The sequence below is a fragment of the Pseudorhodoplanes sp. genome, from assembly GCF_046289595.1.
Lineage (GTDB): Bacteria > Pseudomonadota > Alphaproteobacteria > Rhizobiales > Xanthobacteraceae > Pseudorhodoplanes.
In genome coordinates this window covers 1-23,072 of the sequence record NZ_JBKBVB010000008.1, presented here as the reverse complement: position 1 = coordinate 23,072, position 23,072 = coordinate 1, and the positions used below count along the sequence as shown (strand labels likewise).

The 23,072-nt window shown below is 63.2% G+C and carries 17 protein-coding genes; 13 read left to right on the top strand and 4 right to left on the bottom strand.

The window, feature by feature from the left end; genetic code table 11:
• Positions 1 to 680 precede the first annotated feature (680 nt).
• Positions 681 to 1,313, bottom strand: a complete 633-nt coding sequence (locus ACK41X_RS03600) for a hypothetical protein (RefSeq protein WP_409719352.1) — start codon at positions 1,311 to 1,313, stop codon at positions 681 to 683.
• Positions 1,314 to 1,582: 269 nt separating this feature from the next.
• Here ACK41X_RS03600 and ACK41X_RS03595 point away from each other — a divergent pair, with 269 nt between their 5' ends.
• A complete protein-coding gene (locus tag ACK41X_RS03595; protein ID WP_409719350.1) occupies positions 1,583 to 2,014 on the top strand; it encodes a hypothetical protein in 432 nt (143 codons plus the stop codon).
• 53 nt (positions 2,015 to 2,067) lie between these two features.
• Here the strand turns inward: ACK41X_RS03595 and ACK41X_RS03590 are convergent, their stop codons facing one another.
• Positions 2,068 to 4,308 carry an Ig-like domain-containing protein gene (locus ACK41X_RS03590; RefSeq protein WP_409719348.1) on the bottom strand — a complete coding sequence of 747 codons (2,241 nt, stop codon included), beginning with the start codon at positions 4,306 to 4,308 and terminating at the stop codon, positions 2,068 to 2,070.
• Positions 4,309 to 4,728: 420 nt separating this feature from the next.
• On the opposite strand from ACK41X_RS03590, the gene ACK41X_RS03585 reads away from it, so the two are divergent.
• The 12 genes from ACK41X_RS03585 (at position 4,729) to ACK41X_RS03530 (ending at position 21,180) form a co-directional block, all read left to right on the top strand.
• Positions 4,729 to 5,409: a FecR domain-containing protein gene (locus tag ACK41X_RS03585; RefSeq protein ID WP_409719346.1), complete on the top strand. Its 681-nt coding sequence runs from the start codon at positions 4,729 to 4,731 to the stop codon at positions 5,407 to 5,409.
• A 62-nt stretch (positions 5,410 to 5,471) separates the two neighbouring features.
• Positions 5,472 to 6,263, top strand: coding sequence for a tetratricopeptide repeat protein (locus ACK41X_RS03580; RefSeq protein WP_409719345.1), 792 nt, complete (start codon positions 5,472 to 5,474; stop codon positions 6,261 to 6,263).
• Positions 6,264 to 6,505: 242 nt separating this feature from the next.
• Entirely contained in the window at positions 6,506 to 8,896 is a 2,391-nt protein-coding gene (locus ACK41X_RS03575; RefSeq protein ID WP_409719342.1) for a choice-of-anchor D domain-containing protein, read from the top strand.
• A gap of 84 nt (positions 8,897 to 8,980) precedes the next feature.
• The gene (locus tag ACK41X_RS03570) at positions 8,981 to 11,329 is read left to right on the top strand and encodes a TonB-dependent hemoglobin/transferrin/lactoferrin family receptor (RefSeq protein ID WP_409719340.1); all 2,349 of its coding nucleotides are present in this window, start codon (positions 8,981 to 8,983) and stop codon (positions 11,327 to 11,329) included.
• Between the two features lie 491 nt (positions 11,330 to 11,820).
• Positions 11,821 to 15,297: a choice-of-anchor D domain-containing protein gene (locus ACK41X_RS03565; protein WP_409719338.1), complete on the top strand. Its 3,477-nt coding sequence runs from the start codon at positions 11,821 to 11,823 to the stop codon at positions 15,295 to 15,297.
• Positions 15,298 to 15,545: 248 nt separating this feature from the next.
• Entirely contained in the window at positions 15,546 to 15,740 is a 195-nt protein-coding gene (hemP, locus tag ACK41X_RS03560; protein ID WP_409719336.1) for a hemin uptake protein HemP, read from the top strand.
• A 65-nt stretch (positions 15,741 to 15,805) separates the two neighbouring features.
• Positions 15,806 to 16,705, top strand: coding sequence for a hemin ABC transporter substrate-binding protein (locus ACK41X_RS03555; protein WP_409719334.1), 900 nt, complete (start codon positions 15,806 to 15,808; stop codon positions 16,703 to 16,705).
• Positions 16,702 to 17,793, top strand: a complete 1,092-nt coding sequence (locus ACK41X_RS03550; protein ID WP_409719332.1) for a FecCD family ABC transporter permease — start codon at positions 16,702 to 16,704, stop codon at positions 17,791 to 17,793. Before ACK41X_RS03555 ends, ACK41X_RS03550 begins: the two co-directional genes overlap by 4 nt.
• On the top strand, positions 17,790 to 18,590 hold the full coding sequence (locus tag ACK41X_RS03545) for a heme ABC transporter ATP-binding protein (RefSeq protein WP_409719330.1): 801 nt from the start codon (positions 17,790 to 17,792) through the stop codon (positions 18,588 to 18,590). The genes ACK41X_RS03550 and ACK41X_RS03545 overlap by 4 nt, the downstream gene beginning before the upstream one ends.
• Positions 18,591 to 18,680: 90 nt before the next feature.
• Positions 18,681 to 19,298 carry a biliverdin-producing heme oxygenase gene (locus tag ACK41X_RS03540; RefSeq protein WP_409719442.1) on the top strand — a complete coding sequence of 206 codons (618 nt, stop codon included), beginning with the start codon at positions 18,681 to 18,683 and terminating at the stop codon, positions 19,296 to 19,298.
• A 269-nt stretch (positions 19,299 to 19,567) separates the two neighbouring features.
• Positions 19,568 to 19,966, top strand: a complete 399-nt coding sequence (locus tag ACK41X_RS03535; RefSeq protein WP_409719327.1) for a thioesterase family protein — start codon at positions 19,568 to 19,570, stop codon at positions 19,964 to 19,966.
• 236 nt (positions 19,967 to 20,202) lie between these two features.
• Positions 20,203 to 21,180 (top strand): Bug family tripartite tricarboxylate transporter substrate binding protein, encoded by a 978-nt coding sequence (locus tag ACK41X_RS03530; protein WP_409719325.1) that lies wholly within the window; start codon positions 20,203 to 20,205, stop codon positions 21,178 to 21,180.
• A 58-nt stretch (positions 21,181 to 21,238) separates the two neighbouring features.
• Here the strand turns inward: ACK41X_RS03530 and ACK41X_RS03525 are convergent, their stop codons facing one another.
• Positions 21,239 to 22,189 carry an amidohydrolase family protein gene (locus tag ACK41X_RS03525; RefSeq protein ID WP_409719323.1) on the bottom strand — a complete coding sequence of 317 codons (951 nt, stop codon included), beginning with the start codon at positions 22,187 to 22,189 and terminating at the stop codon, positions 21,239 to 21,241.
• A gap of 4 nt (positions 22,190 to 22,193) precedes the next feature.
• A partial coding sequence (locus tag ACK41X_RS03520) for a 3-hydroxyacyl-CoA dehydrogenase family protein (protein WP_409719321.1) occupies positions 22,194 to 23,072 on the bottom strand: 879 nt, incomplete at its 5' end.

The following is a 23,072-nucleotide window of genomic DNA, read 5'->3' as shown; positions in this document are numbered from 1 at the left end:
CCATACCTAGTCTCCTCAGCTGCCGAGGTTTTGCCGGGCGGTCTGCCGACTTTCATCTGAAGGGTCGCCATTTCGTTCTCCCTCGAATTTCAATGCTTGTCGTTGTGGACGGTAAACCTTGCGCCAGCCGCTCGACGGCGAGCCGCGCATGCTTTTTGGATGAGCCGATTCGATAGGAACTGTGGCAGTCGTACGATTGCCGCGGAGGAGGGCGTCGGGGACGCTGTCGAACGGTCAGCGGCTGAAGATGTGAGACTGGTGCGTGAAGCCGAATGCGCAAGGCAGCGAACAAATGTCCGGATCGCAAAAACCCGCCGCAGCGGCGATCTTGCTAACGCTCGCATACACAACATCGACGCAACACGTTCCAAAGGCAGTCCTCCCGGCTGGGACCGACATGGAAACAAAGACCGACACGGGCACAAATTTTGCGGTTGTCCGTACTCCGATGCCCTTCTCGCTAAACCCCACCTGTCGCTGTGGACGACCGTCGCAAAACATTGATTTATCAGCGTTTCTGACCATGAATTATCCACATAATTTTTAGGCAATTCAATGGCAAATATGTCCCAAACCCGACTTTGTGGCGACGCGCTGCCTCACTTCTTCGGCATCAGGTCCGACGCCAGGTCACTGCGGCGGCAATGCCGGTACGGCGCAATCGTCAATCCGAAGATCGGTTATTTTGCGCGATCGTTTTTTCTGACGCGCTTGTCGTCGCGCGCAGGCGATGCGGCAGACGCGCGGTCTTCGCGTCGTCTGCCGTTGCTGAGATGCTGATCGAGTTTTGGCATGAAAGTCCAGATGTCACGATTGAGCATTTTCAGCCCCTGAACCGCCATCACCATTTCTTTGATACGCGCCTCATCCATCGGCTTCACCTCGCCGAGCTGGAGCCGCTTGCGGGTTTCGACGATGCGGATCGAGTGCGTATGCGTGATGTTGCCGCGACTATCGACGTTGTACATGCAGTGATTGAACTCGTTGCGAATGCGCGTGTAGTCGTTGAAGCGCTCGATCAGGTCGTCCAGCGTCCTGATGATGGTGCGGTCAGTGACCCGTGTCCTTGCAAGGCGCTGGATCAGATCCAGCCGCGCGCGTGTGGTGTTGAGTGTCGCAAAAACGATGGCGGCCGAGGTCTGGTCGGTCCTCAGCAGGATCATCAGAAGGTAGATGAAAAGGCTTTCGTTGTTCGACCAGCTGAAAACCAGGTTCCCGATCAATGCCAGCACCGTGGTGCGCCGGTCGGCCGATTTGGGCGCGACGGCGTCGATGCTCTCGAAATCGGGCCTCGGCGGCAATGGTGCGGGCATGGGGGCCTCCGCGGACATCCGGCCGTCTGGCGACGGAGCAGCGTTCAGCACGCCGTCAGTAAAATCATATATGATGATGCTCTAGCAGAACCGCCCGGAAAACAAGGCCTTCAAGGGAAGGTCTGCCGGCGACGTGGCAGACGGGGTGACCCGGGCGCAGACGACGATCGAGGCGAAATGCCGGGGCCCGGACGATGTGGCCGACGCTACGAGCGCTGTGGAACGCCCGCCGTGGACGAAGAGCCGCGGTCGCGGCCATTGCGCCGCTTGTGGCCCGGAGCCGGCAACGGCTTGACGGCATTCCGGAACAGGCCTGGTTCGATCCCTATATCGTCGGTTTCATGGTCATGCTGATCACGCTTGCTGCGCGGCGGGCCGTCAACATTGCGGACAGTCAGACGCTTGGCGCCGTGCAAACCGAAGCATGGAGTCAGATCACAAGTCTGCGCGGCGATGCAATCGGCGAGGAGACGTTGCATCTCAGCGCATCCGGCCATCAGGCCTTCGAAGCCGGCTGCCGCAATGCGATTGCCTTCGATCTCGCGCTTTACGGCACGTCGTCGGCCGGAGTAGCGGACGGGGTCTCCGACAACATTGACGAACTGGAATTGTACCCCACCGGATCGCCCCATTCTCCGGGCCACCGCGAACGCATCCTCGCCTTGTGGCAACTCTATTTCGAAAGCCATCTTCACCGCTGAAGCCGATAGCCCGTAACGCCGGGTCGCTTTCCGATGTGGCCGCGCGGCCAATGCTATGCATGCAATATGAAATTATCGCTTGTCAGGTTGACCCTGCCGGCGAGTACGATTTCGATCTCCGCCGCGCCGGTGTCGCCGTCTGTGTCGGCCACGATATAGGTGTTGTCAGACTTGCGGTCATAATACCAGGTCACGCTGTGTTCGAGCACGGTGCGCGAATCCGTCTGTCCGGCGAAGAGAAATGACCGGTCGGCGGCGCCGCCGTCGATGGCGGACAGATCAATCTTGTCATATATCGCGTCGAAATCGGTAACGAAGTCCCGCGCGCAGGGCAGGGAATCGATGTCCGACAGGAATACAAAGGTGTCGCAGCCCTTGCCGCCGGACAGGATGTCGGCGCCGTAGCCGCCGGAGATGATGTCGTCGCCGTTTCCGCCGCTGATCCTGTCGTTGCCCAAGCCGCCGAAGATCGTGTCGTTGCCGCTATTGCCGTAGATTTTGTCGTTGCCGGAGCCGCCGTAAATGACATCGTCCCGGCCGGTGCCCTTGACATCGTCGTCGCCGGCGCCGGCAAAGATTGTGCGGCCCGGCTCATGTTTGTCGCTTTTGAACCAGATGAAGTCGTCGGCCCGGGTGCCGAAAACGGTGCCGTCGCAATCATATGCAATGCGTTTTCCAGCGGCTTTTTCGTCGAAGTCGTTCGGGTCCGAGGTGATAAGTCGGATGGTGAAGCTGTCCGAGAGCGGACTGTGATTGCCGGCAGAGTCTGTCGCGGTCGCGGTGAAGCTGTGACGGCCATCGGTCAGTGCGGACGAGGTAAACGCAAACAGGCCCGGCGTCTTGGTTTCTGCAGCCAGCCCCGCAAACGCGCCGTCGCGATAAACCGTGACGGTTGATCCGGCCTCCGCGGCGATAACGAGGGTTGGCGTGGTGTCGCCGGTCAGGTTGAGGCCGGCGCAGCAGGACGCGTCGGCCAGTTCGACAAAGACCGGCGCCGATGGGGGAGTGGTGTCGATCTGGACCGTGACGTCGCATGAGGCGGCGCTGGTATTGCCGGCCAGATCGGTCGCGGTTGCGGTGAAACGATAGCCGCCGTCGGCGAGGACGCCCGGTGCGAATGTGAAGATGCCGGGCGTGCCGGTTTCGGTCGCCGTGCCGACAAGCGTACCGTTCTGATAGATCTGCACGGTGGAGCCGGCTTCCGCGTCGATGACGAGGATCGGCGCATTGTCGCCGGTTGGCTTGCCCTGCGGAACGTCCGACAGCACCGAAACGACCGGCGGATCCGGCGGTTGCGTGTCGATCACGACGACGAAAGCGCGCGAGTTCGGGCTGACGATCTGAGTCGCTGCAACCGCAAGCGCGGAGAGGGTCGAGAAAGCCGAGAGGCTGGAGCGGGCGGCGGCATTGTCGCTCGATGTGGCGATCGCGGCAACGAAAGCGTGTTCGCCGTCTGACAGGGGGCCGGTAGTGAATCGCCAGACGCCGTTTGCGTCGGCGGTTGCGGAACCGAGCAGAATCCCGGCATCGTAGATCGCGACATTCGTTCCGGGACTTGCGGTGCCGAACAGCACGAGATTGTTGTTGTTGGTGATCCGGTCGCCGTCGACGCCACTGTCGAATGTGAAGGCCGTGATGGCCGGAAGAATGACTTTCGGCGGCGGGGGCGGCGGCGTCTCGACCGGCCTGAACTCGACGGGGTTCAGCAAAAAGCCCTGGACGCGCTCGGGCACCGGATCGAGCGGGAGCAGGTTGATCGGGATGACCAGCGGCTGGAACTCCTCCGGCAGGATTGTGTCCGGCGCCGAGCCGGATCCCGGACCCCCGGCAAAACCGAGGGAGAACGTGCCCATCACGGCTTGCTGCGCGGCCTGAAGCTCTTCCATGCGGGCCGAACTATTGACGCGCCGTTCGACCGAACCGTCGTCGTCGACGATATAGGTGAGGCCCGGATCGTCGGCGATCACCACCGTTCCCGATTTCGTCACGATCTCGAAGGTGCCGTAGGGAGAATCCCTCGTGGTGATCGTGTCGTCGTCGGTCGTCAGCGCCCGCGCCTGTTCCAGATCGCGCAGGATCGCGTAGGCAAAAACCGCAAGCGACAGCATGCGAAGACCGAGATTGCGCACGACGCCTGCAATTTGCGGGGATGCGCGGCTCAGTCGCGCGGCGCGGTGGCTGCGCCAGCCGGCAGCGCGTTCGTTCAACGTCACGCAGGCATTCGGCGCCAGCGTTATCCGCGCGCCATTGGCAAGCGTTATGGTGGCCGTGCTGCTCGCGCCGGTGGCGATCATGTCGCCGGCGGAAACAATATCGCCGGGATAATTCTGATCAGAATATCGTCCGGACCGTCCGACGGCGATCGACCCAATCGCCGAAAAAACGGTCCCGATGGCATTGCGAGAGCTGCTCGCACGCGGGGTACTCGAGTAACGCATGGCCGGACACTCGAGCAACGCAAACAAAACGAATAACGAATTGATAGCACATGAGAAGGGCGGTGACACCACGCGATCGCCGAGACCGCGCGTTGCAAGCGCATCAAAATGGTTGGTTCAGCTATCCCTTTCTACCTCGAAAGGTCATACGTCTTTTGATGTGCGCCCGCCCTTCAATCTGCTCTGCTTGGCGACAGGGTCATCCGCATTGATGCGGCAGTCGCATCGTGATAATTGTGACGCGCCTTGTTGAAGGCTACGCGCTTGGAGGCTCAGATGCGAGCGCAAGCAATCGCCTTCTGCGCAAGCCTGGTCTTGCCGGCTGTCGTTGCCCTGACAAGTCCGGCGCTGGCGCAGTCCGGTTCGGAAGCAAATCCGATCGGGCGCTTGGTTGCTGTGACCGGCTCCGTTACAATTGAACATACCGCGGCCGTCGCACGACTCGCCAAGCTATCGCCATCGCCGGGCCGGGCGGTGGCCGGCGAAAGCGTTTACGTGGGTGACGTGATCCAGACCGGAGCCGACGGGAAGGCCGGAATCGCCTTTTCCGACGGCACCGCATTCAACATGTCCAGCAATGCGCGCATGGTTCTGGATGCGTTTGTCTACGACCCGGACGGAAAATCGAATGCGAGCGTTCTTAGTCTGACCAAAGGAACGTTCACCCTGGTGGCCGGACAGGTGGCGAAAACCGGAACCATGAAAGTCGAAACGCCGGTCGCGACCATGGGGATCAGAGGCACGACGCCGCATGTCGAGATTGCCGACGACGGCACGGTATCGTTTGCGACCCTGATCGAAGAGGGCAGGGCCGCGGTTCAGCAAAAGCAGGACAAGGGCAAGCCTGCGCGGCAGCGCCGCGCCGGCAATGAGGCCGAGCGGCTGAAAGGCAATGAGCGGCTGAAAGACATCGACAGGAATATCAGCATCAGGCTCAAGATCTGTCAGGGATGCTAGCACCGCCATTCAGGAGTGATCGCAGGTCCGCGCCGCGCACGCGATGGGTCGTGGTTGCGGCGATGGTTTCGTTGCTGCCGGCGGGGGCTGCGGCGCAAACGCACCGGATGAAGAATGTCGCGCTTTGCAATGGGGCCGACCGGACGTCGAGCGAGCCTCAGATCAGGGGATGTACCGCGCTCATCGGTTCGAAGGGCGAGACCCCGCGCGTTCTCGCCATCGCCTACAACAATCGCGGCAATGCCTATGTCGCGCAGGGCGACTATGACCGCGCGATCGAGGACTTCGATAAGGCCCTGACCATCGATCCCACCTACGCCAAGGCCCTCAATAACCGCGCCGTTGCCTTTGGCAAGAAGGGGCAGCACGAGCAGGCCGTCCGCGACCTCGATGCCGCGATCGCACATCATCCCGGATACGCGCTGGCCTTCGCGAACCGCGGCGATATTCATCTGAGGTCGGGACACTTCCAGCGTGCCGCCGGGGATTACAGCGAAGCGATCCGCCTGCAGCCAACATCCGCGGCGTTGAGCGGCCGCTGCCGCGCGCGGGCCGGGCTGGACGATGTGCACGGCGCGCTTGCCGATTGCAACGAGGCGGTGAAAGCGGGACCGGACGCGGCCGCGCTGGAATCGCGCGGCCTCGCATATCTGAAGCTTGGCCAATGGGATCTGGCGGTCGCCGATTATGACGCGGCCTTGACGATGGATCCGCAGCGTGCGGCCGCGCGCTATGGGCGCAGCCTGGCATATTCAAGAATGGCAGCGCCGGACCGCGCCGCGGCCGATGTCGCCGGTGCACTTTCAGCCGCGCCGGATATCGCCGATGAATTCGCGCGCTTTGGACTGAAGTGAGGTCCGCAGCCGTAACCCGGATCGCGCAATTCCGCAGAACGGCCGACGCGAAAGCCCCGCATGCCGGAGAAGTTCCGCCCGGACGGCGGGCCACTCGAGAATAGGTCCAAAGAGAGCAAAAAAGGGTTGCCGAACCCGCCGTGTCCGCTAGTGAAATCGGACCGCCCATCATCTTCGCACCATAGACGCCAGCAAGCCAGTCCAAGCCAGCCAGGCGCGTCAACCTCGCAGGAGGCCTGGCTTTGGCGATCACCATCACCGCTGGCAACAATGGCATCAATGTCGCGGCCTATCTCGCCGATTTCGACACGACTTTCACGCGCTCCGGTTTTGGGTGGTTCGACAGCAACCCGGCGGCGATGTCGGGCTCACAATACGCCGTCACCGAGTCTCCGAATCTGCTCGGCGATCCGTCAAAGCAGGCGGTTTTCTTCGACTCGGCGGGCGGCTTCTCCTATTCGATGGCGACCCATCAGGTCAGCGGTTCCGTCAGCGCGATCACGTTCGGCTATGGCCTGACCCACAGCGCCGGCTCGTTCCAGCTGTCGCAGATGGATATGCGAATTTCCGGGATCACCTCCGGCAATGCCGCTCAGGATCTGCTTTGGGAGGCGATGAATGGAGACATCACGACTCTCCTCAATATCCTGAATAGCAACCAAATTCACTTCGTTGGCGGCAACGGCGGCGATGTGTTCCTTGGTTACGGCCAGAATGACATCGTCGAAGGCGGCGACGGCAACGACATTCTGGGCGGAGGAGCCGGCGACGACACCCTGACCGGGGGCGCCGGCAGCGACATCTTCGTCTATGACGGCCAGGGCGCGGATATCATTACCGATTTCGAGGCCGGTAGCGACACGATCCGCATCACGGCGACCTATTCGAATTTCGCCGAACTGCAGAACCACATCTCCCTGGTCAATGGCGGTGCCGACACCAGGATCGATTTCGGCGGTGGCCATTCGCTGACGCTGACCGGCTTCAATGCGGCTTTGAGCGAAGATTATTTTCTGTTTGGACCGCTCGTGCCGACAGACCCGACGGGGCCGCAAGCCTCGGTCTCGGGAAACGGCATCGATATCGCCGATGGCGACAGCAGCCCGGATGCTGCGGATGGCACCGCGTTTGGCGCGGTTCTGGTAGGAGAAACCGCAATCCAGACCTTCACCGTGACCAATAACGGCGACGAGGTGTTGACAACATCGAAGCTGAAGCTGCCGAAAGGCTTTTCGCTGGTCGGATCGACCTTGCCCTCGACCATAGCACCGGGACAGTCCGTGTCCTTCCAGGTGCAGCTCGATACCAAGAAGGTCGGCGCCTATAGCGGCGTGATCACATTCTCCACCAACGGCGTCAGCGACAAGGTTTACGATTTCGCGATCTCCGGTTCGGTGGTCGAGCCCAAGATCGACGTGCTCGGCAACGGCGTCAGCATCAAGGACAATTCGAAGAAGGCCTCGATCGCCAATCACACCCAATTCGATGCCGGGATCGGGTTTGAGGATACGCCGCCGGTCCGTACCTTCACCATCAGCAACGCTGCGGGTGCGGCGCCGTTGACCATTTCCAGCGCGACGCTGGAGGGCGTGGGCTTCACCCTCCTCACCGACCTGACCGGCGTGGTTCTGCAGGGCGGGGAATCGATCACCTTTGACGTCGAGATGGACACCACCATCGCGGGAACGCGCTCCGCGCGGATCGTGATCAACAACAACGCCGGCAAGCTGTCGGAATATGACTTCGTTGTCACCGGAACGGTCGGGCCGCGCAATGTGGTCGGCAGCGACGGCGTCGATGATGTCTTCATCGCGACCGACAATGCCGAGAATTTCGACGGGAAAGGCGGCATCGACACGGTGAGCTATGCGAACGCCACGGCCGGTGTGGTCGCAAGTCTTGCCAGTCCCAACAAGAATGCCGGTTTCGCGGCCGGCGACACCTATACCTCGATCGAGAAGCTCATCGGATCGGCCTTCAACGACACGCTGACGGGAGGAGCCGACAACACCATTCTCGAAGGCGGCGAGGGCGCCGACCGGCTCGACGGCGGCAAGGGCGTCAATACCGCAAGCTATGCCAATGCGGCAACAGGCGTCACCGCCGATTTGTTGAGCGCCGGCAACAATACCGGCGAGGCCGCGGGCGATACCTACAAGAACATTCACAATCTCCTCGGCTCCGCGTTCGACGATACGCTGGTGGGCGACAAGAAGGACAATGCGCTCGACGGCGGCGACGGCAACGACGTCCTGATCGGCAATGGCGGGTCCGATACGCTGACCGGCGGGCTCGGCGCCGACACCTTCGTTTTCCTCACCGAGAAGGACGGCGGCAAGACCGGCGACGTCATCACCGATTTCGTTCCGGGCGAGGATCTGATCGGAATTTCCAAGAGCGGGTTCAAGCTGCTCGCCGGCCTCGACCTCAGCGGCTTTCAGGCCGATTACTTCGTCAGCAATGAAAGCGGCGTGGCTGCAACGGCGACCAACCACGGCCAGTTCGTGTTCGACGAGTCGACGAGTCAGCTCTGGTGGGATCCGGACGGCGCGGGCAAGAAAGCGGCCGTGCTGCTCGCCACTTTCTCCAACGGCGCGCAACTCACGGCGTTGGACTTCGATCTGCTGGCATAGGCCGCTGCTGCGGGAAAGGTGCCCGGGGTGGCAAGCATCGGCTTAACGAGAAGCCTGCATGCGGTGAGCGCGTGTGACACGGTCGTGAGGGCGCCGGCGCAACGGCGCCGCCCCGGCCTGTTGCAAAGGCTGGCGCTGGCCGCACTCGGCGCCACAGCGGTTTCGGTCCATGAGACGCCGTCCTTTGCGCAGGTCACGCTTGATCCGATCGACGTTGCTGCCGGGACCAACCGCAAGCCGCGCCGGGCGCAACCCGCCCCCGCCGCCGCGCCCGCCGGCGGCGAACAGGACGCAGGCGCGCAGAGCGCACAAAGCGAAGCCCCCGGCAGCAGCGAGCCCAAGGGTTTTCAAGGTACGCCCGACTGGGTTTACAGCACTCCGGCATCCGTCAGCGTCATCAGCCGCGAGACCATCGAGCAGCGCGCGCCGCGCAACACCAGCGATCTGTTCCAGGACATGTCGGGCGTTTTCACGCCCACCGACCGGCAAAATCCGGGGATGACGGTGAATATCCGCGGCCTCCAGGAGCAGGGCCGCGTCAATGTGACCATCGACGGGGCGCGGCAGAATTTCCAGCAGGCCGGCCACAATGCCGTCAGCTCCGTCTATGCCGATCCGGAATTGATCGGCGGCGTCGTGGTCGAGAAGGGGCCGATCTCGACGGTCGGCGGCGCGGGCGTGATCGGCGGGGTGGTGACACTGCGGACGCTCGAAGCCGACGACATTCTGTTGCCGGGCAAGACCCATGGCTTCCGCTCGCGCGCGATCACCGGCACCAACCAGTTCCGCTACACGACAAGCCATGCGGCTGCGGCGAAGAGCGAGAATGTCGAATTCGTCACCGCCGTCTCGCGCAAGGAAACCGGACAATACGAGCCCGGACAGAATGGCGAACTCGAATTCGTCGGTCCCGGCCAGCCGGTGAAATTCACCAACCAGAATAACTGGTCGGGCCTGGCCAAGCTCACGCTCCGGCCGGCCGACGACCAGACCTTGAAGCTCGGCTATGTTGCGCTCAAGAATGCGTTCTCGACCGGTGACGGGATCTATATCGATAATAACCAGCTGACCACGCAGACGGCGACCGCCGACTATTCGTGGAAACCGAACCCGCTCATCGATCTGAATGCCAAGCTGTGGTGGTCGTCGACCGACAATCACCAATACCGGCCGCCGCGCATCTCCTATGGCTATTTCGACCTGCAATACGGGCTGACGTCTTTCGGCGGCAGCGTGACCAACACCGCGCGCTTCGACATTCCGCTGTTCAATGTCAGCTGGATCAGCGGCGTCGAATATTTCAAGGACCAGACCAAAACCGGGGTCATGACCGATCAGACCAATCCGTCTGATGCCGAATGGTTCTCCGGTCCGACGCCCGCGGGCGCCCGCGATGTCGCCAGCGCCTTCAGCCAGATCACGCTGAAGCAGGGCGAGTGGCTCGAATTGATCGCGGGCGGGCGATACGACCTTTATTCGCTGAAGGGCTCCGGCAACTTCATCAATGCCTGCGGTCCGTTCGCAGTCGAGTGCACCCAACCGTTCTCGGTCGACAATTCGGAAGGGCGGTTCTCGCCGACCTTCACCGTGGCGGTGACGCCGTTCAAGGGCCTGCAGCTCTACGGCAAATATGCCGAAGGATTCCGGCCGCCGCAGATCATGGAGACGCTGCAATACGGCCGGCATATCGGCAACGGCGTGCTGTTCGGGCCCAATCCGAACCTGTTGCCCGAGACCTCGAAGACCTTCGAGGCCGGCGCCAATATCAAATACGACAATGTGTTTTTTCAGGGCGATGGATTTCGCGCCAAAGCCGCGATTTTCGAGACCAAGGTCGACAACTTTATCACCAACGGCGTCGGGCGCTTTCCGCAGGCCGGGACGTTCGGCAATGCGGTGCAGACCGCGTTCGTCTTCGTAAATCTGCTCGGTCCGACCACCACCATGAAGGGGTTCGAGGTCGAAGCCTCCTACGATGCGGGCAAGGCCTATATCGGCGGCAGCTATACCAGCCTGAAGGCGACCTATGACGGCGTGTTCGATCCGTTCTTCGCCGGTCCGCCCGACGGTGACGCCTATCTGCCGCTGCTGCCGGAATGGGAACGCCAGTATTTCTTCATCTTCGTGCCGCCGAAGGAGAAATACTCGCTGGACGGCGGCTTACGCTTCTTCGACCGCAAGCTGACGGTCGGCGGCCGCATGACCTATGTCGCGCCGACCATCCCGCTGACCAGCGAGGAGATGATCGAGACCTATAAGCAAAAGAGCTATCATCTCTACGGCCTCTATCTCTCGTTCGATCTCAACGAGAATCTGACTGCGCGCATCAACGTCGATAACCTCATGGACAAGGCCTATGTCGACGCCATGGGCGTGCCGACCTATCCGGCGCCCGGGCGCACCATCACTTTCTCGATGCAGGGCAAATTCTGAGCGAATTCCAGGCGGTGCTGTCGTGCCGGATGATCTGCACGTGCGCTTGCGCGATTGCGCAACTGCGTTCTCGACCATGCGCGCTTCATCCGCTCTTGGGTGGCGCAAGTTTGTTTTGGTTCTAAAGAACAGGGTAAATTCTGTTGCTTTTCTAAACTTCAAATTCACTTTCTGTGCTGACAGCGGCGATGTTGTGATGCAGTAGTGACCGTATCCGGCGCCAGCAAGCCTCTCAGCCAGCCACGCTTTTACATCGTGATCGGGAGACTTGCCGTGGCTTTCACAATGTTTGCAAACAACGTGGCATGTAACTGCTGATGTCTGACGCAGCAGGATCGATGCCGTAGCCGGCCTTGCGCATCCATGCGCGACTGCGCCGACGCTGACCTGCCGGCGTTCCGGCGTCCGCCGCAACCAGGCATCCGCACCAATCCCGACGCGACCGGCAAACGCGCGCGGCTCGCGCATCTCTCGACTTAAGGAAGTAGTCCATGAGCACCATGATCACCATCGACGCCTCGACCGCCGCATCCGGAATGAATTTCGAGGCATTCATCCGCGGCGGATTCATCTCCGATGCCACCGGTGGCGGCTTTCCGGTCTTCGACAACTCGACGCAGTTTTCCGGCAGCGAGATGATGATCAGCTACGGCTCTGACCCGGCCTCCAAATACGTCCTTGCGCATGGGTCTCTTGAATATTTCTTCGGCACGCACACGGTCTGGGGCGAGATCGGAACCATCGAGTTCGGCTATCGTGGATCGGGCAGTTACGATGGGAGCGGCTTCTATATCGGCGGCGATGTCGAACTGCGGATTACCGGTCTCGTCGATTTCTCCAACGCGGTGTCTCCGGAGGCGGAAGTCGAGGCGACCGGCGCGGTACACAACTTTGCCATCGCCTATATGTACGGAGCCTCAGCCGACCCGGCGCGGCTGAACCTGTTCGGCGACCAGCTTGACCAATATGCCCAGCACTTCATCGGTTCGGCCTATGGCGACGTCTTTACCGGCGCGGCATTCGACGACCTGATCGAGGGCGGCGACGGAGACGACACGCTGTCGGGCGGCAGCGGCAACGACACCATCGATGGCGGCGCGGGCAGGGACACTGTCGTCTACGGCGGCAACCGGGCCGACTATGAAATCGTCGACAACGGCGACGGCACCTGGACGGTGACCGACACCCGGACCGGTGAGAGTAACGAGGGCCAGGATACGCTCACCTCCGTCGAGATTCTGCAGTTTGCCGATACGTCGGTGTATCTCCTGACGCAGAACGACGACGTGTTCTCCGGGGATTCGCTCGGTCTGCGTTTTTCAGGGCTGGAGGTGCATGGCAGCGCCGGCCACGATTACATCGTCACCAGCAACAGCGCTGCGCATCCGGACACGATCTATGGCGGCGACGGCAACGACCTGATCTTCACCGGCGGCGGCAACGACTATGCCGATGGCGGCGCAGGGGATGATGTGATCCATGCGCGCGGCGGCAACAATACGGTGATCGGCGGCGAGGGCGACGACACCTTCGTGATCCGCTTCACCGATACCGGAACCACCACCATCATCGATGACGACGGTGCGCTCTGGCACGGCACGTTCCGGCCCGCGACCTATCCGGGCTCGTGGAGTCCGGCGCCGGGCGCGACCAGCGGCTACGGCATCGGCGGCTCGGCGACGCTGGTAAGTCCCGGCGTCTGGAACCTTGCGGTGCTCGACCAGAACAGCGTGGTGCAAAATCTCACGCTGAGCTGGACCGGCGGCGATCTCACCATCGTTCGCGAGGGCAGCCCGCAGACCGTGGTCATCAAGGATTATGTCAACGGCACCTTCGGCATCACGCTGGAAAACACGGCGCCAATCGCCTCCGATGACAGCGCCTCGACGGTAAAGGATCTCCAGAAAGTCATCGACGTTCTCGCCAACGACACCGACCTCGTGGGAACGCTGGACCCGACCACCGTGACCATTGTCGATCAGCCCGCCAACGGAACGGTCACTGTCAATCCCATCACCGGCGCCATCACCTACCAGCCGAATATCGGCTATGTGGGACCGGACAGCTTCACCTACACGGTGCAGGACAGCGACGGTGCGCTCTCAAATGTGGCCACTGTGAACCTCACCGTGACGGCGGCGCATATCCTGACCGATGGCGACGATGTGTTCTCCGGCGACTCGCTCGGCCTGCGTTATTCGGGGATCGAAGTTCATGGCGGCGCCGGCGACGACTATATCGTCACCAGCAATCAGGGCGGGCATGCCGATACGGTCTATGGCGGCGACGGCAACGACCTGATCTTCACCGGTGGCGGCAACGACTATGCCGATGGCGGCGCAGGGGATGATGTGATCCATGCGCGCGGCGGCAACAATACCGTGATCGGCGGCGCGGGCGACGACACCTTCGTGATCCGCTTCACCGATGCCGGAACCACCACCATCATCGATGACGACGGTGCGCTCTGGCACGGCACGTTCCGGCCAGCGACCTATCCCGGCTCGTGGAGTCCGGCGCCGGGCGCCACCAGCGGCTACGGCATCGGCGGGTTGGCCACGCTGGTCAGCCCGGGGGTCTGGAATCTCGCGGTGCTCGACCAGAACAGCGCGGTGCAAAATCTCACGCTGAGCTGGACCGGCGGCGATCTCACCATCGTGCGCGAGGGCAGCCCGCAGACCGTGGTCATCAAGGATTATGTCAACGGCACCTTCGGCATCACGCTGGAGACGCCGGTCCAGGGGCCGCAGGCCACCGTGCGCGGCAACGGCATCGTCATCGCCGACAACGACACGACGCCTGACGCAGCGGACGGCACCGCGTTCGGCACGCATGCGGTCGGTGGACATTTCGAACAGACCTTCACGATCGGCAATACCGGCACGGAGCCGATGAATCTCTCCGGACTGAAGCTGCCGAAGGGCTTCTCGCTCGCCAAGGGCGAGAAGCTGCCGTCCACTCTTGCTGCGGGCGAGTCGGTCACCTTCACCGTGGTGCTCAACACCAAGAAGGCGGGTGACTATACCGGTGTTCTCAGTTTCAAGACCAACGGCATCGACGATGCATTGTTCAACTTCGTTATTTCCGCAACGGTCGATGTGATCGCTCCCGAGGAGCAGCTCGGCGATTCCGGAGACAATGTTTTCGTTGCGCAGACGCATCCGCAGGCATTTTTCGGCGGCGATGGCGTCGACACGGTCAGCTACGAAAGCAGCACCAGCGGCGTTGTCGTCAACCTCGCCAAACCCAGCAAGAATGCCGGGTTTGCGTCCGGCGATACCTATGACTCGGTCGAAAATCTCGTCGGATCGGACTTTAACGACACCCTGACCGGGGACGACGGCGATAACGTTCTCGAAGGCGGCAAGGGTGCCGACAAGCTCGACGGCGGGAAGGGCATCAATACGGCCAGCTATGCCAATGCCGAGACCGGCGTGACCGCCGATCTGTCGCAATCGAAGAACAATACCGGTGAAGCGGCGGGCGATACCTACAAGAACATCCAGAACCTTCTGGGCTCGGCCTTCGACGACATTCTGGTCGGCGACAAGAAGGACAATGCGATCGACGGCGGCGACGGCAATGACGTGGTAATCGGAAATGGCGGCGCCGACCGGCTGACCGGCGGGCTCGGGTCCGACACGTTCGTGTTCAACACGGCCAAGGACGGCGGCAAGACCGGCGACGTGATCACCGATTTCGTGTCAGGCGAAGATCTGATCGGGATTTCCAAGAGCGGGTTCAAGCTGCTCGCCGGTCTCGACCTCAGCGTCTTTCAGGCCGATTACTTCGTCAGCAATGAAAACGGCGTCGCAGCAACTGCGACCAATCACGGCCAGTTCGTGTTCGACGAGTCGACGAGTCAGCTCTGGTGGGATCCGGACGGCGCGGGCAAGAAAGCGGCCGTGCTGCTCGCCACCTTCGACAATGGCGCACAGCTCACCGCCTCGGACTTCCTGCTGGTGTGAGATTGCGCGACGCGCGTGCCGCCACGCGCGCAAGTGAAGCAAGCGCGGCGCACAATTGAATGAAGTGCATGGCTGGTTTGCCAGACCGGCCATGCATTCATTTTCTGTCTTGCGGTCGCTTCAGGGCAGCGGTAAATCAATCTAAGTTATTGATTTTACAGATTAAAATGGTTCAAAACTGAGGCTTTGTTTGGAGCCGGTCCAAACTGACCGGAATGCGAGCGGGACTGAAAAGGCGCGTGATGCAAATGGGGGATCCTGACAATGCCGACACCACAAGGCCGCGCCCGGCGGCGTCTGCCGCGCGCGTTTTGACCTTCGCCGGCAACCAGCTCGACAGCCGCGACCTGTTCGCGTCCGCGCGGGAAATTGTCATTGCGCATGGTGACGACCGCTATCGCCTCAGGCTGACGGCCCAGAACAAGCTCATTCTGACCAAATGACCGGTATGGCTTCGCCTCTTTGCCGCCTGGCGGTTCTTCTCCTGTGTGCCGCGGCGCTGTTGCCTTTGCGTGCAACCGCCGGCGATAGCGCGGCCGGGGATGCCGAGGGCCGTCCGGCCGATGCGATCGACGCCAGCCGTACGGTTTCGATCGGCGGTTCGATCACCGAGATTCTCTATGAACTGGGTGCCGCGCAAAATATCGTCGCGGTCGACTCGACCAGTCTGTATCCGCGGCAGGCGTTGCAGGAAAAGAAGAATGTCGGCTACATGCGCGCGCTGTCGCCGGAAGGCGTGCTCGGCGTCGCGCCCTCGCTCATCCTGGCGCTGCAGGGTGCAGGTCCGCCGCAGGCGATGTCCGTTCTGAAAGCGGCCGGCGTGCCGATCATCATGGTCGGTGACGACTATTCGGCCGAGGGAATCCTGCGCAAGATTGAACGGGTGGCGAAGGCGGTGCAGCGCGAAGAGCGCGGCCGATGCGTGGCCGAGCGCGTCAGACGCGATCTCGACACCCTGGCGCAGTGGCGGGCCGGCATTGGCAAGCCGGTGCGCGTCGTCTTCGTGATGTCGTTCGTCAACGGCCGCGCCATGGTGGCCGGACGCAACACCGCGGCCGACGGCATCATCCGGATGGCGGGCGCCGTCAACGCTATCGACCAGTTCGAGGGCTACAAGCAGCTGGAAGACGAATCCGTGGTGGCGGCACAGCCGGATGCGGTGCTGGCGATGCTGCGCGATGCAGAACCGGTGAGCGCGAAGCAGGTCTTCGCTCACAAAGGCTTCGCGCTGACGCCGGCGGCGGCGCGCAATGCGTTCGTGGCCATGGACGGGCTTTATCTCCTGGGCTTTGGACCGCGCACGGCGTCGGCCGCGCGCGAACTGGCGCAGAAGCTCTATCCCGATCTGAAGGCGCCGCAGACCACGGGCGCGGCACAGGCCCCGCCAAGCCTGTCCTGCGACCGATGAGCGCCGCAGGGTTCGCCCCTCGCGGCATCGCATATGTGCGGCATTCGCCGGGCGCCCGGAAGGCGTTGGTCCTCGCGCTTGCAGTGATGCTGCTTGCGGTGGCGGCACTGGCCGTCACCATCGGCGCCGCCGGCATTCCGCTGTCGCGCCTGGCGGGCGCGTTCGGTCTGGCGGCCGGGGAGGGCGACGCCGCGCTGGTCGCGCGCGACCGTCTGGTGCTGTGGTCGATCCGGCTGCCGCGGATTGCAATGGCGGCGATCGTCGGCGCGTTACTCGCCGCAGCCGGCGCCATCATGCAGGGTCTGTTCCGCAATCCGCTTGCCGATCCGGCGCTGGTCGGCGTATCCGGCGGCGGCGCGCTGGCTGCCGCCTGTGTCATCGTTCTCGGCGACCGGCTGCTGGCCGGCAGCGGGATCGCAGCGTCATTCTGGCTGCTGCCGCTTGCCGCTTTCGGCGGATCACTGGCGGCGACGATGCTGCTTTACCGCCTCGCCACGCGCGAGAACCGGACCTCGATTGCCGTGTTCCTGCTTGGCGGTCTTGCCATCGCCGCGTTGTCCAATGCCGCCATCGGCATGCTGGTCTTCACCGCCGACGACCGCCAGCTGCGCGACATGACCTTCTGGATGCTCGGCTCGGTGAGCGGTGCGACCTGGCAGACGGTGATGATCCTCAGTCCGTTTCTGATCGCGATGCTGTTGATGGTGCCGGGCATCGGACGCGGTCTCGATTACCTGGTGCTGGGCGAGAGCGAAGCCTTCCATATGGGCATCGAGGTCGAACGCCTGAAGCGCCGCGCCATCGTGCTGATCTCGGCGATGACCGGGGCCGCGGTCGCGTTCGCCGGAATCATCGGCTTTGTCGGCATCATCGTGCCGCATCTCCTCCGTCTCGTGATCGGACCGGGCCACCGGCTGTTGCTGCCGGCATCCGCGATGCTTGGCGCGAGCCTCTTGCTCGGCGCCGACACGCTGGCCCGCACCATGGCGGCGCCCGCCGAAATCCCCATCGGCATTCTCACCGCCATCGTCGGCGCGCCGGTCTTCCTGTCAATCCTCTTGCGCCAGCGGGGCTTGACCGGCCTATGACCGCGCTCGTCGAAATCTCGGGCGTCGGCGTGCGGCTGCAGGGCAGGCCGATTGTCCAGGACATCTCGCTGCAGATCGCACAGGGCTCGGCGGTCGCCTTGATCGGCCCGAACGGCGCCGGCAAATCGACCCTGCTGCGGGTGGTGTCGGGCGATCGGGTGCCGAGTTCGGGCAGCGTCACGCTGATGGGGCGCAGCCTTGCGGATTACTACTCCGGCGAATTGGCGCTGCGCCGTGCGGTGCTGGCGCAATCGGTCAGCGTCGCCTTTCCGTTTTCGGTCGCGGAGATCGTGCGCATGGGGGCGGGCGAGCGCAGCGGGCCTGCTATCGAGGCCATGGTCGACGCCGCGCTTGCCGACGTCGACCTCACGGATATGCGTGACCGGATCGTCAACACGCTGTCCGGCGGCGAACAGCAGCGCGCGCATTTCGCCCGCACCATGGTGCAGCTGGCTTGCGGCGAGGCGCGCTATGGGCCGGGCCTGTTGCTGCTCGACGAGCCGACATCGAGCCTCGATCTGCGCCACCAGCTCGACCTGCTGGCCGCGGCGCGGCGCTGCGTTGCGCGCGGCGTCACCGTGGTGGCGGTGCTGCACGACCTTAACCTGGCAGCGATGTTCGCCGACCGCATTGTCGTCATGAAAGCCGGCCGTGTGGTGCGCGACGGGCCGCCGCTGCAGACCATCACCGAGGGCAATGTATCGGCGGTGTTCGGCGTCACCTCCGCCATCGGGGTGGTTCCGCCGCCCTCCGTGCCGTTTTCGCTGCCCCACGCCGCCCGGCCGTCGTCGCCGTGATCCGAGGTTGACGCTATCGCATCTTTTGTTCCCTATCACCCTGTTGCCGAACAAGAACCCCGATCACAGGAGAAAGCATTGAGCAAGCCGATGGACGCGCAAGCGTTGCATACCCATCCCGGCGCGGAATTGTCCGGCCGGGCCAAGCGCCTGAAGGAGGCGACCCACCAGACCCATGACCGGCTGGACAAGTCGATCATGGCGCATAATCCGTTCGCGAGCCGCGAACGCTATGGCCTGTTCGTCAAGGTGCAGCATCAGTTCCACCGCGACATCGATGCGCTCTACGCCAATCCGGCGCTCGATGCGCTGCTGCCCGACCTGCGCGGGCGGCGGCGTTACGACCTGATCGGGCAGGATCTCGCGGATCTCGGTATCGAGGCGTTGAGCCCGTCGGCAGCGCCTGCCTTCCAAAGCAGCGACGACGCCGACCTGCCGACGGCCCTTGGCTGGCTTTACGTGGCGGAAGGCTCCAATCTCGGCGCAGCCTTTCTGCTGAAGGAAGCCAGGAAGCTCGGTCTCTCGGAGACCCTCGGTGCGCGCCACCTTGCGGCGTCGCCGGAAGGCCGCGGCCTGCACTGGAAGACGTTTACCGCGGCGCTCGATGCGGTCGAACTGAGCGACGCCGAAGAACAACGCGTCATGGCTGGCGCCCATGCCGCCTTCGCACGCGTGCAGGGGCTGGTCGACGAGGTTTTCGCCGGCTGATCTGGCGCGATGCGCCGCGGTCCGGTCATCTGCAAGCCACCGGGATGGCAGCCAGCGGATGATCCCCCCTCGAGGACCGGTTTTTCCATAACAGCAATGCTGAAGGCGCCTGGCGCAGGCCCGGACGACGGAAAGCGTCCGCAAGAGCCTTGCTTTGCATCTGCGCATGACGCGGGGTCTGGCGGAGCCGGCTGAATAGACTCGTACGCATCGGCCGTGGAAATGTAGCGGCCTGCCGGACGCCGCAGTCCGCTCGGAAGGAGGCCGGGATGGTTCCAGTCGAAATCCTGTCGATGGTGGTGGAGGGCGAGAAGCCGTCGCTGTCGATGACCGCAACCGTGCGCGCGGAAGACACGGTGGGTGCGATGGTCGAGAACATGCCGATGGTCGCGGCGACGCCCTATCTTGTGACGCTCGCCGAGATCGCCTGTTTCCGCCTGATCGCCGGTCTGCTCGATGCCGGGCAGATCAGCGTCGGACGGCACGTGGCCATCGATCATCTCGGGCCGAGCCGGGTCGGCGCCACGCTGAAAGTCGATGCGACCCTGATCGAGCGCGGCCGCACCAAGTTCATCTGCGATGCCGCGATCCACGACGGCGACCGGCTGGTCGCAACCGTCCGTCATGTCCGCATCGCGATCCCGCGCGAGGCAGCAAAGGCGGGCTGAGCACCGCAAGTCGAGCCTCCCGCGCGCCTGACAGCGGGCAGACCATTCGCGCATTCTCACTCCCCGCGCCGTTTCGGGATGATGCAAATTCGTGGCGCCGGTTGACCCGCATCGCGGGACTCCGCTGCGCGATTTCGTCGCCGATCGCGGCGGCGATAGACCATGCAGCCGTCTTCGCTTACGGTGCATCAACAATGCGCCGCGCCGAATTGCGGCCACAACAACAGGAGGAATGCATGCTGGTTCGTATTGCCACGATACTTGTTGCGCTGCTGGTCGGGCTTGCGACCGCGCAGGCGCAGTCCGCTGCGCAGAACTGGCCGGACAAGCCGATCCGCTTCATCGTGACGCAAGCCGCGGGGGGAACGCCCGACATTATCGCGCGTCTCATCGCCGAACGTTTCGGCAAGGCGCTCGGCCAGCAGGTGGTCGTGGAGAACCGGCCCGGTGCCGGCAACACCATCGGTGCGGCGGCCGCGGCGCGTGCCGCGCCGGACGGTTACACCTTCCTGTTCGCGACGGCAGCGCCGCTGGTCAGCAATCCGCACACCTTCAAGTCGCTGCCTTACGATGCGGAAAAGGATTTCACCCCGGTCGGCTTCATCGCGCGCGTGCCGTTCTTCGTCATGGTGCATCCGAGCGTGGAGGCCAGGACGCTGCCCGAACTGATCGCGCTGGAAAAGAAAAAGCCCGGCTCGCTCTCGGTCGCCACCGACGGGTACCGCAATTTCTCCGGCATCATGACGTCGTGGCTCGGCAAGCTCGGCGGCGTGAACCTGACGCAGGTGCCGTATACCGCGATGCCGCAAGGCGTGCAGGATGCGGTTGCCGGCCGCCTGCAGGTGGTGATGCTGGCGGTGCCATCGGCTGCGCCGATGATGGAGCGCGGGCAGTTGCGCGCGATCGCGACGAGTTCGGCGGGGAAAGTTCCGGGCTTCGAGCAGGTGACGCCGGTCGCAGAAACCTTCCCCGGCTTCGATTTCATCGGCTGGTTTGCGCTGGTGGCGCCGGCCGGCACGCCCGCCGGCATCATCGAGAAAGCCAACCGCGCGCTGGACGGCGTGCTGAAAGACCCGGAAGTCCGCGAGCGGATGCAGAAGGTCGGCTTCTATTCGGATGGGGCGGGTACGCCGCAGTCCACCGCGCAATATATTCGCGATCAGTACAATGCGTGGGGCAAGGTGGTGAAGGAGATCGGACTGGAGAAAGAATAGGAGTTGTTGGTCCGGTTGCCCGCTTATCCCTTCTCCCGCGTGCGGGAGAGGGTGGATGCTACCGCGAAAGAAGCCGCTCCGCATTCGCGGATAGCACCAGCTGCCGCTGCGCCTCATCAAGCGCGGTGCAATCGCGCACAAATTCCGCGGGCTTCATCTCGCCGACCGGGTAGTCCGATCCCATGACAATGCGCTCCGCGCCCACGATCCGCACCAGATCGGCGAGCGTATCCGGATCGTAGACGCAGGTGTCGTAATGCAGCATGCGCACATAATCGCGCGGCGGCTTCGACATATTCGCGCGCGTCGCGGGTTTCTCGACATAGTTGCGCGCGATGCGGCCGAGATAGAACGGCATATAGCCGCCGCCATGCGAGACCACGATTTTGAGGCGCGGATAGGCGTCGAGGATTCCTTCGTAGAACAATGACGCGATCGCCATCGCCTCCTCGAATGACTGGCCGATGGAATTCCAGAGCTGCCATTTGCGAAAGCGCGGGTCGGGGTTGCCGGCGGGATGAATGAAGACCACGGCGCCGAGCGCTTCCGCCGCTTCCCAGAACGGCCGCAGACCGGCATCGCCGATTTCCAGATCGCGCACCCGTGTGGAGATGGTGACGCCGGATAGGCCCAGCTCGCGCATGCAACGGGTCAGTTCGCGCACGGCCAGTTCCTGTGCCTGCAACGGCACGCTGCCCAGTCCGCGAAATCGATCCGGATGCGCGGCAACGGCCCGCGCGACGGTCTCGTTCATTGCCGCATCGAGACGCAGTGCGGTGTCCGGCGCGGCGTCGTAAGTACATTGATGCACGAGGCTCGACGACAAGACTTGCGTGCCTGTGCCCATCGCGTCCATGGCCGCGATGCGCTCGCCAATGTCGGCCATGCGGGCGAGGACCGAGGCGGCACGCGCGGCGTCGGTGGTTTGCGCGAAGACGCTCCGGGCTTGCGTTTCCCGATAGACCGCAGGATCGATCAGATGCGCGTGGAAATCGACCGGCCCGCGCATCGGCTCAGCGTTGCTTGCCGTCTCTGGCCCGGTCCTGCTCCCGTGCCGCCTTGAGATGCTGCGTCACCTTCGCGCGCAGCTCCTGCTGCTGTTCCGGCGTCCATGTGCGGAAGCCTTCGCCCGACTTGAAGCCGAGCCGGCCCTCGGCGACCAGCTTTTCCAGATAGGGCGAAGCATGGGGGCGGGAGTCGATTTCCGGCAGCACGGTCTTATGGATCGCCAGCGTCAGGTCGGTGCCGACCAGATCGGCATTCTCCAGCGGTCCGAGCACCCCGAGCCTGCGGCCGAACGCGGCCTTGATCACGGTATCGACTGTCTCCGCATCGCAGATGCCATGCTCGACCAGCGCGATCGCCTCGCGCCACAAGGCATGTTGCAGGCGGTTGCCGACAAAGCCCGCGACGTCCTTCTTCACATGCACCGGGGTTTTGCCGATCGCCTTGTGCAGCGCCATCGTGGTCTCGATCACCTGCGGCGCTGTCCACTGCGTGCCGATGACTTCGACCAGCGGCACCAGATAGGGCGGGTTCCACCAATGGGTGCCGAGCGCGCGCTCGCGGTGCGTCAGGCCTTCCATGATTTTTGTGATCGGGATCACGGATGTGTTGCTGGCAAGGATCGTGTCGGGCCGCACATGCCGCTCGATGTCCGCAAACAGCTTCTGCTTCAGCGGCAGATCTTCCAGCACTGCCTCGACCACGTAATCGGCGTCGCGCACGGTTGCCGCGAGGTCGGCAACCGGCGTGACGCGGTTCACCGCGTCCGCATCGTCACCGAGATCGGCAAGATTCGCGCTGATCCGCTGCTTCACCGTGTCGAGATTGGCGGCGAACGAATCCGTGATCGTCACGTCATGGCCGCCGAGCGCAAACACCTGCGCCAG

What these genes read in the sequence shown, in the direction of transcription:
- ACK41X_RS03545 (WP_409719330.1), top strand. Translation starts at nt 17,790, where the DNA reads ATGACCGCGCTCGTCGAAATCTCGGGCGTCGGCGTGCGGCTGCAGGGC.
- ACK41X_RS03540 (WP_409719442.1), top strand. Translation starts at nt 18,681, where the DNA reads ATGGACGCGCAAGCGTTGCATACCCATCCCGGCGCGGAATTGTCCGGC.
- ACK41X_RS03580 (WP_409719345.1), top strand. Translation starts at nt 5,472, where the DNA reads ATGGTTTCGTTGCTGCCGGCGGGGGCTGCGGCGCAAACGCACCGGATG.
- ACK41X_RS03590 (WP_409719348.1), bottom strand. Translation starts at nt 4,308, where the DNA reads ATGATCGCCACCGGCGCGAGCAGCACGGCCACCATAACGCTTGCCAAT.
- ACK41X_RS03525 (WP_409719323.1), bottom strand. Translation starts at nt 22,189, where the DNA reads ATGCGCGGGCCGGTCGATTTCCACGCGCATCTGATCGATCCTGCGGTC.
- ACK41X_RS03530 (WP_409719325.1), top strand. Translation starts at nt 20,203, where the DNA reads ATGCTGGTTCGTATTGCCACGATACTTGTTGCGCTGCTGGTCGGGCTT.
- ACK41X_RS03585 (WP_409719346.1), top strand. Translation starts at nt 4,729, where the DNA reads ATGCGAGCGCAAGCAATCGCCTTCTGCGCAAGCCTGGTCTTGCCGGCT.
- hemP (WP_409719336.1), top strand. Translation starts at nt 15,546, where the DNA reads ATGGGGGATCCTGACAATGCCGACACCACAAGGCCGCGCCCGGCGGCG.
- ACK41X_RS03535 (WP_409719327.1), top strand. Translation starts at nt 19,568, where the DNA reads ATGGTTCCAGTCGAAATCCTGTCGATGGTGGTGGAGGGCGAGAAGCCG.
- ACK41X_RS03600 (WP_409719352.1), bottom strand. Translation starts at nt 1,313, where the DNA reads ATGCCCGCACCATTGCCGCCGAGGCCCGATTTCGAGAGCATCGACGCC.
- ACK41X_RS03565 (WP_409719338.1), top strand. Translation starts at nt 11,821, where the DNA reads ATGAGCACCATGATCACCATCGACGCCTCGACCGCCGCATCCGGAATG.
- ACK41X_RS03550 (WP_409719332.1), top strand. Translation starts at nt 16,702, where the DNA reads ATGAGCGCCGCAGGGTTCGCCCCTCGCGGCATCGCATATGTGCGGCAT.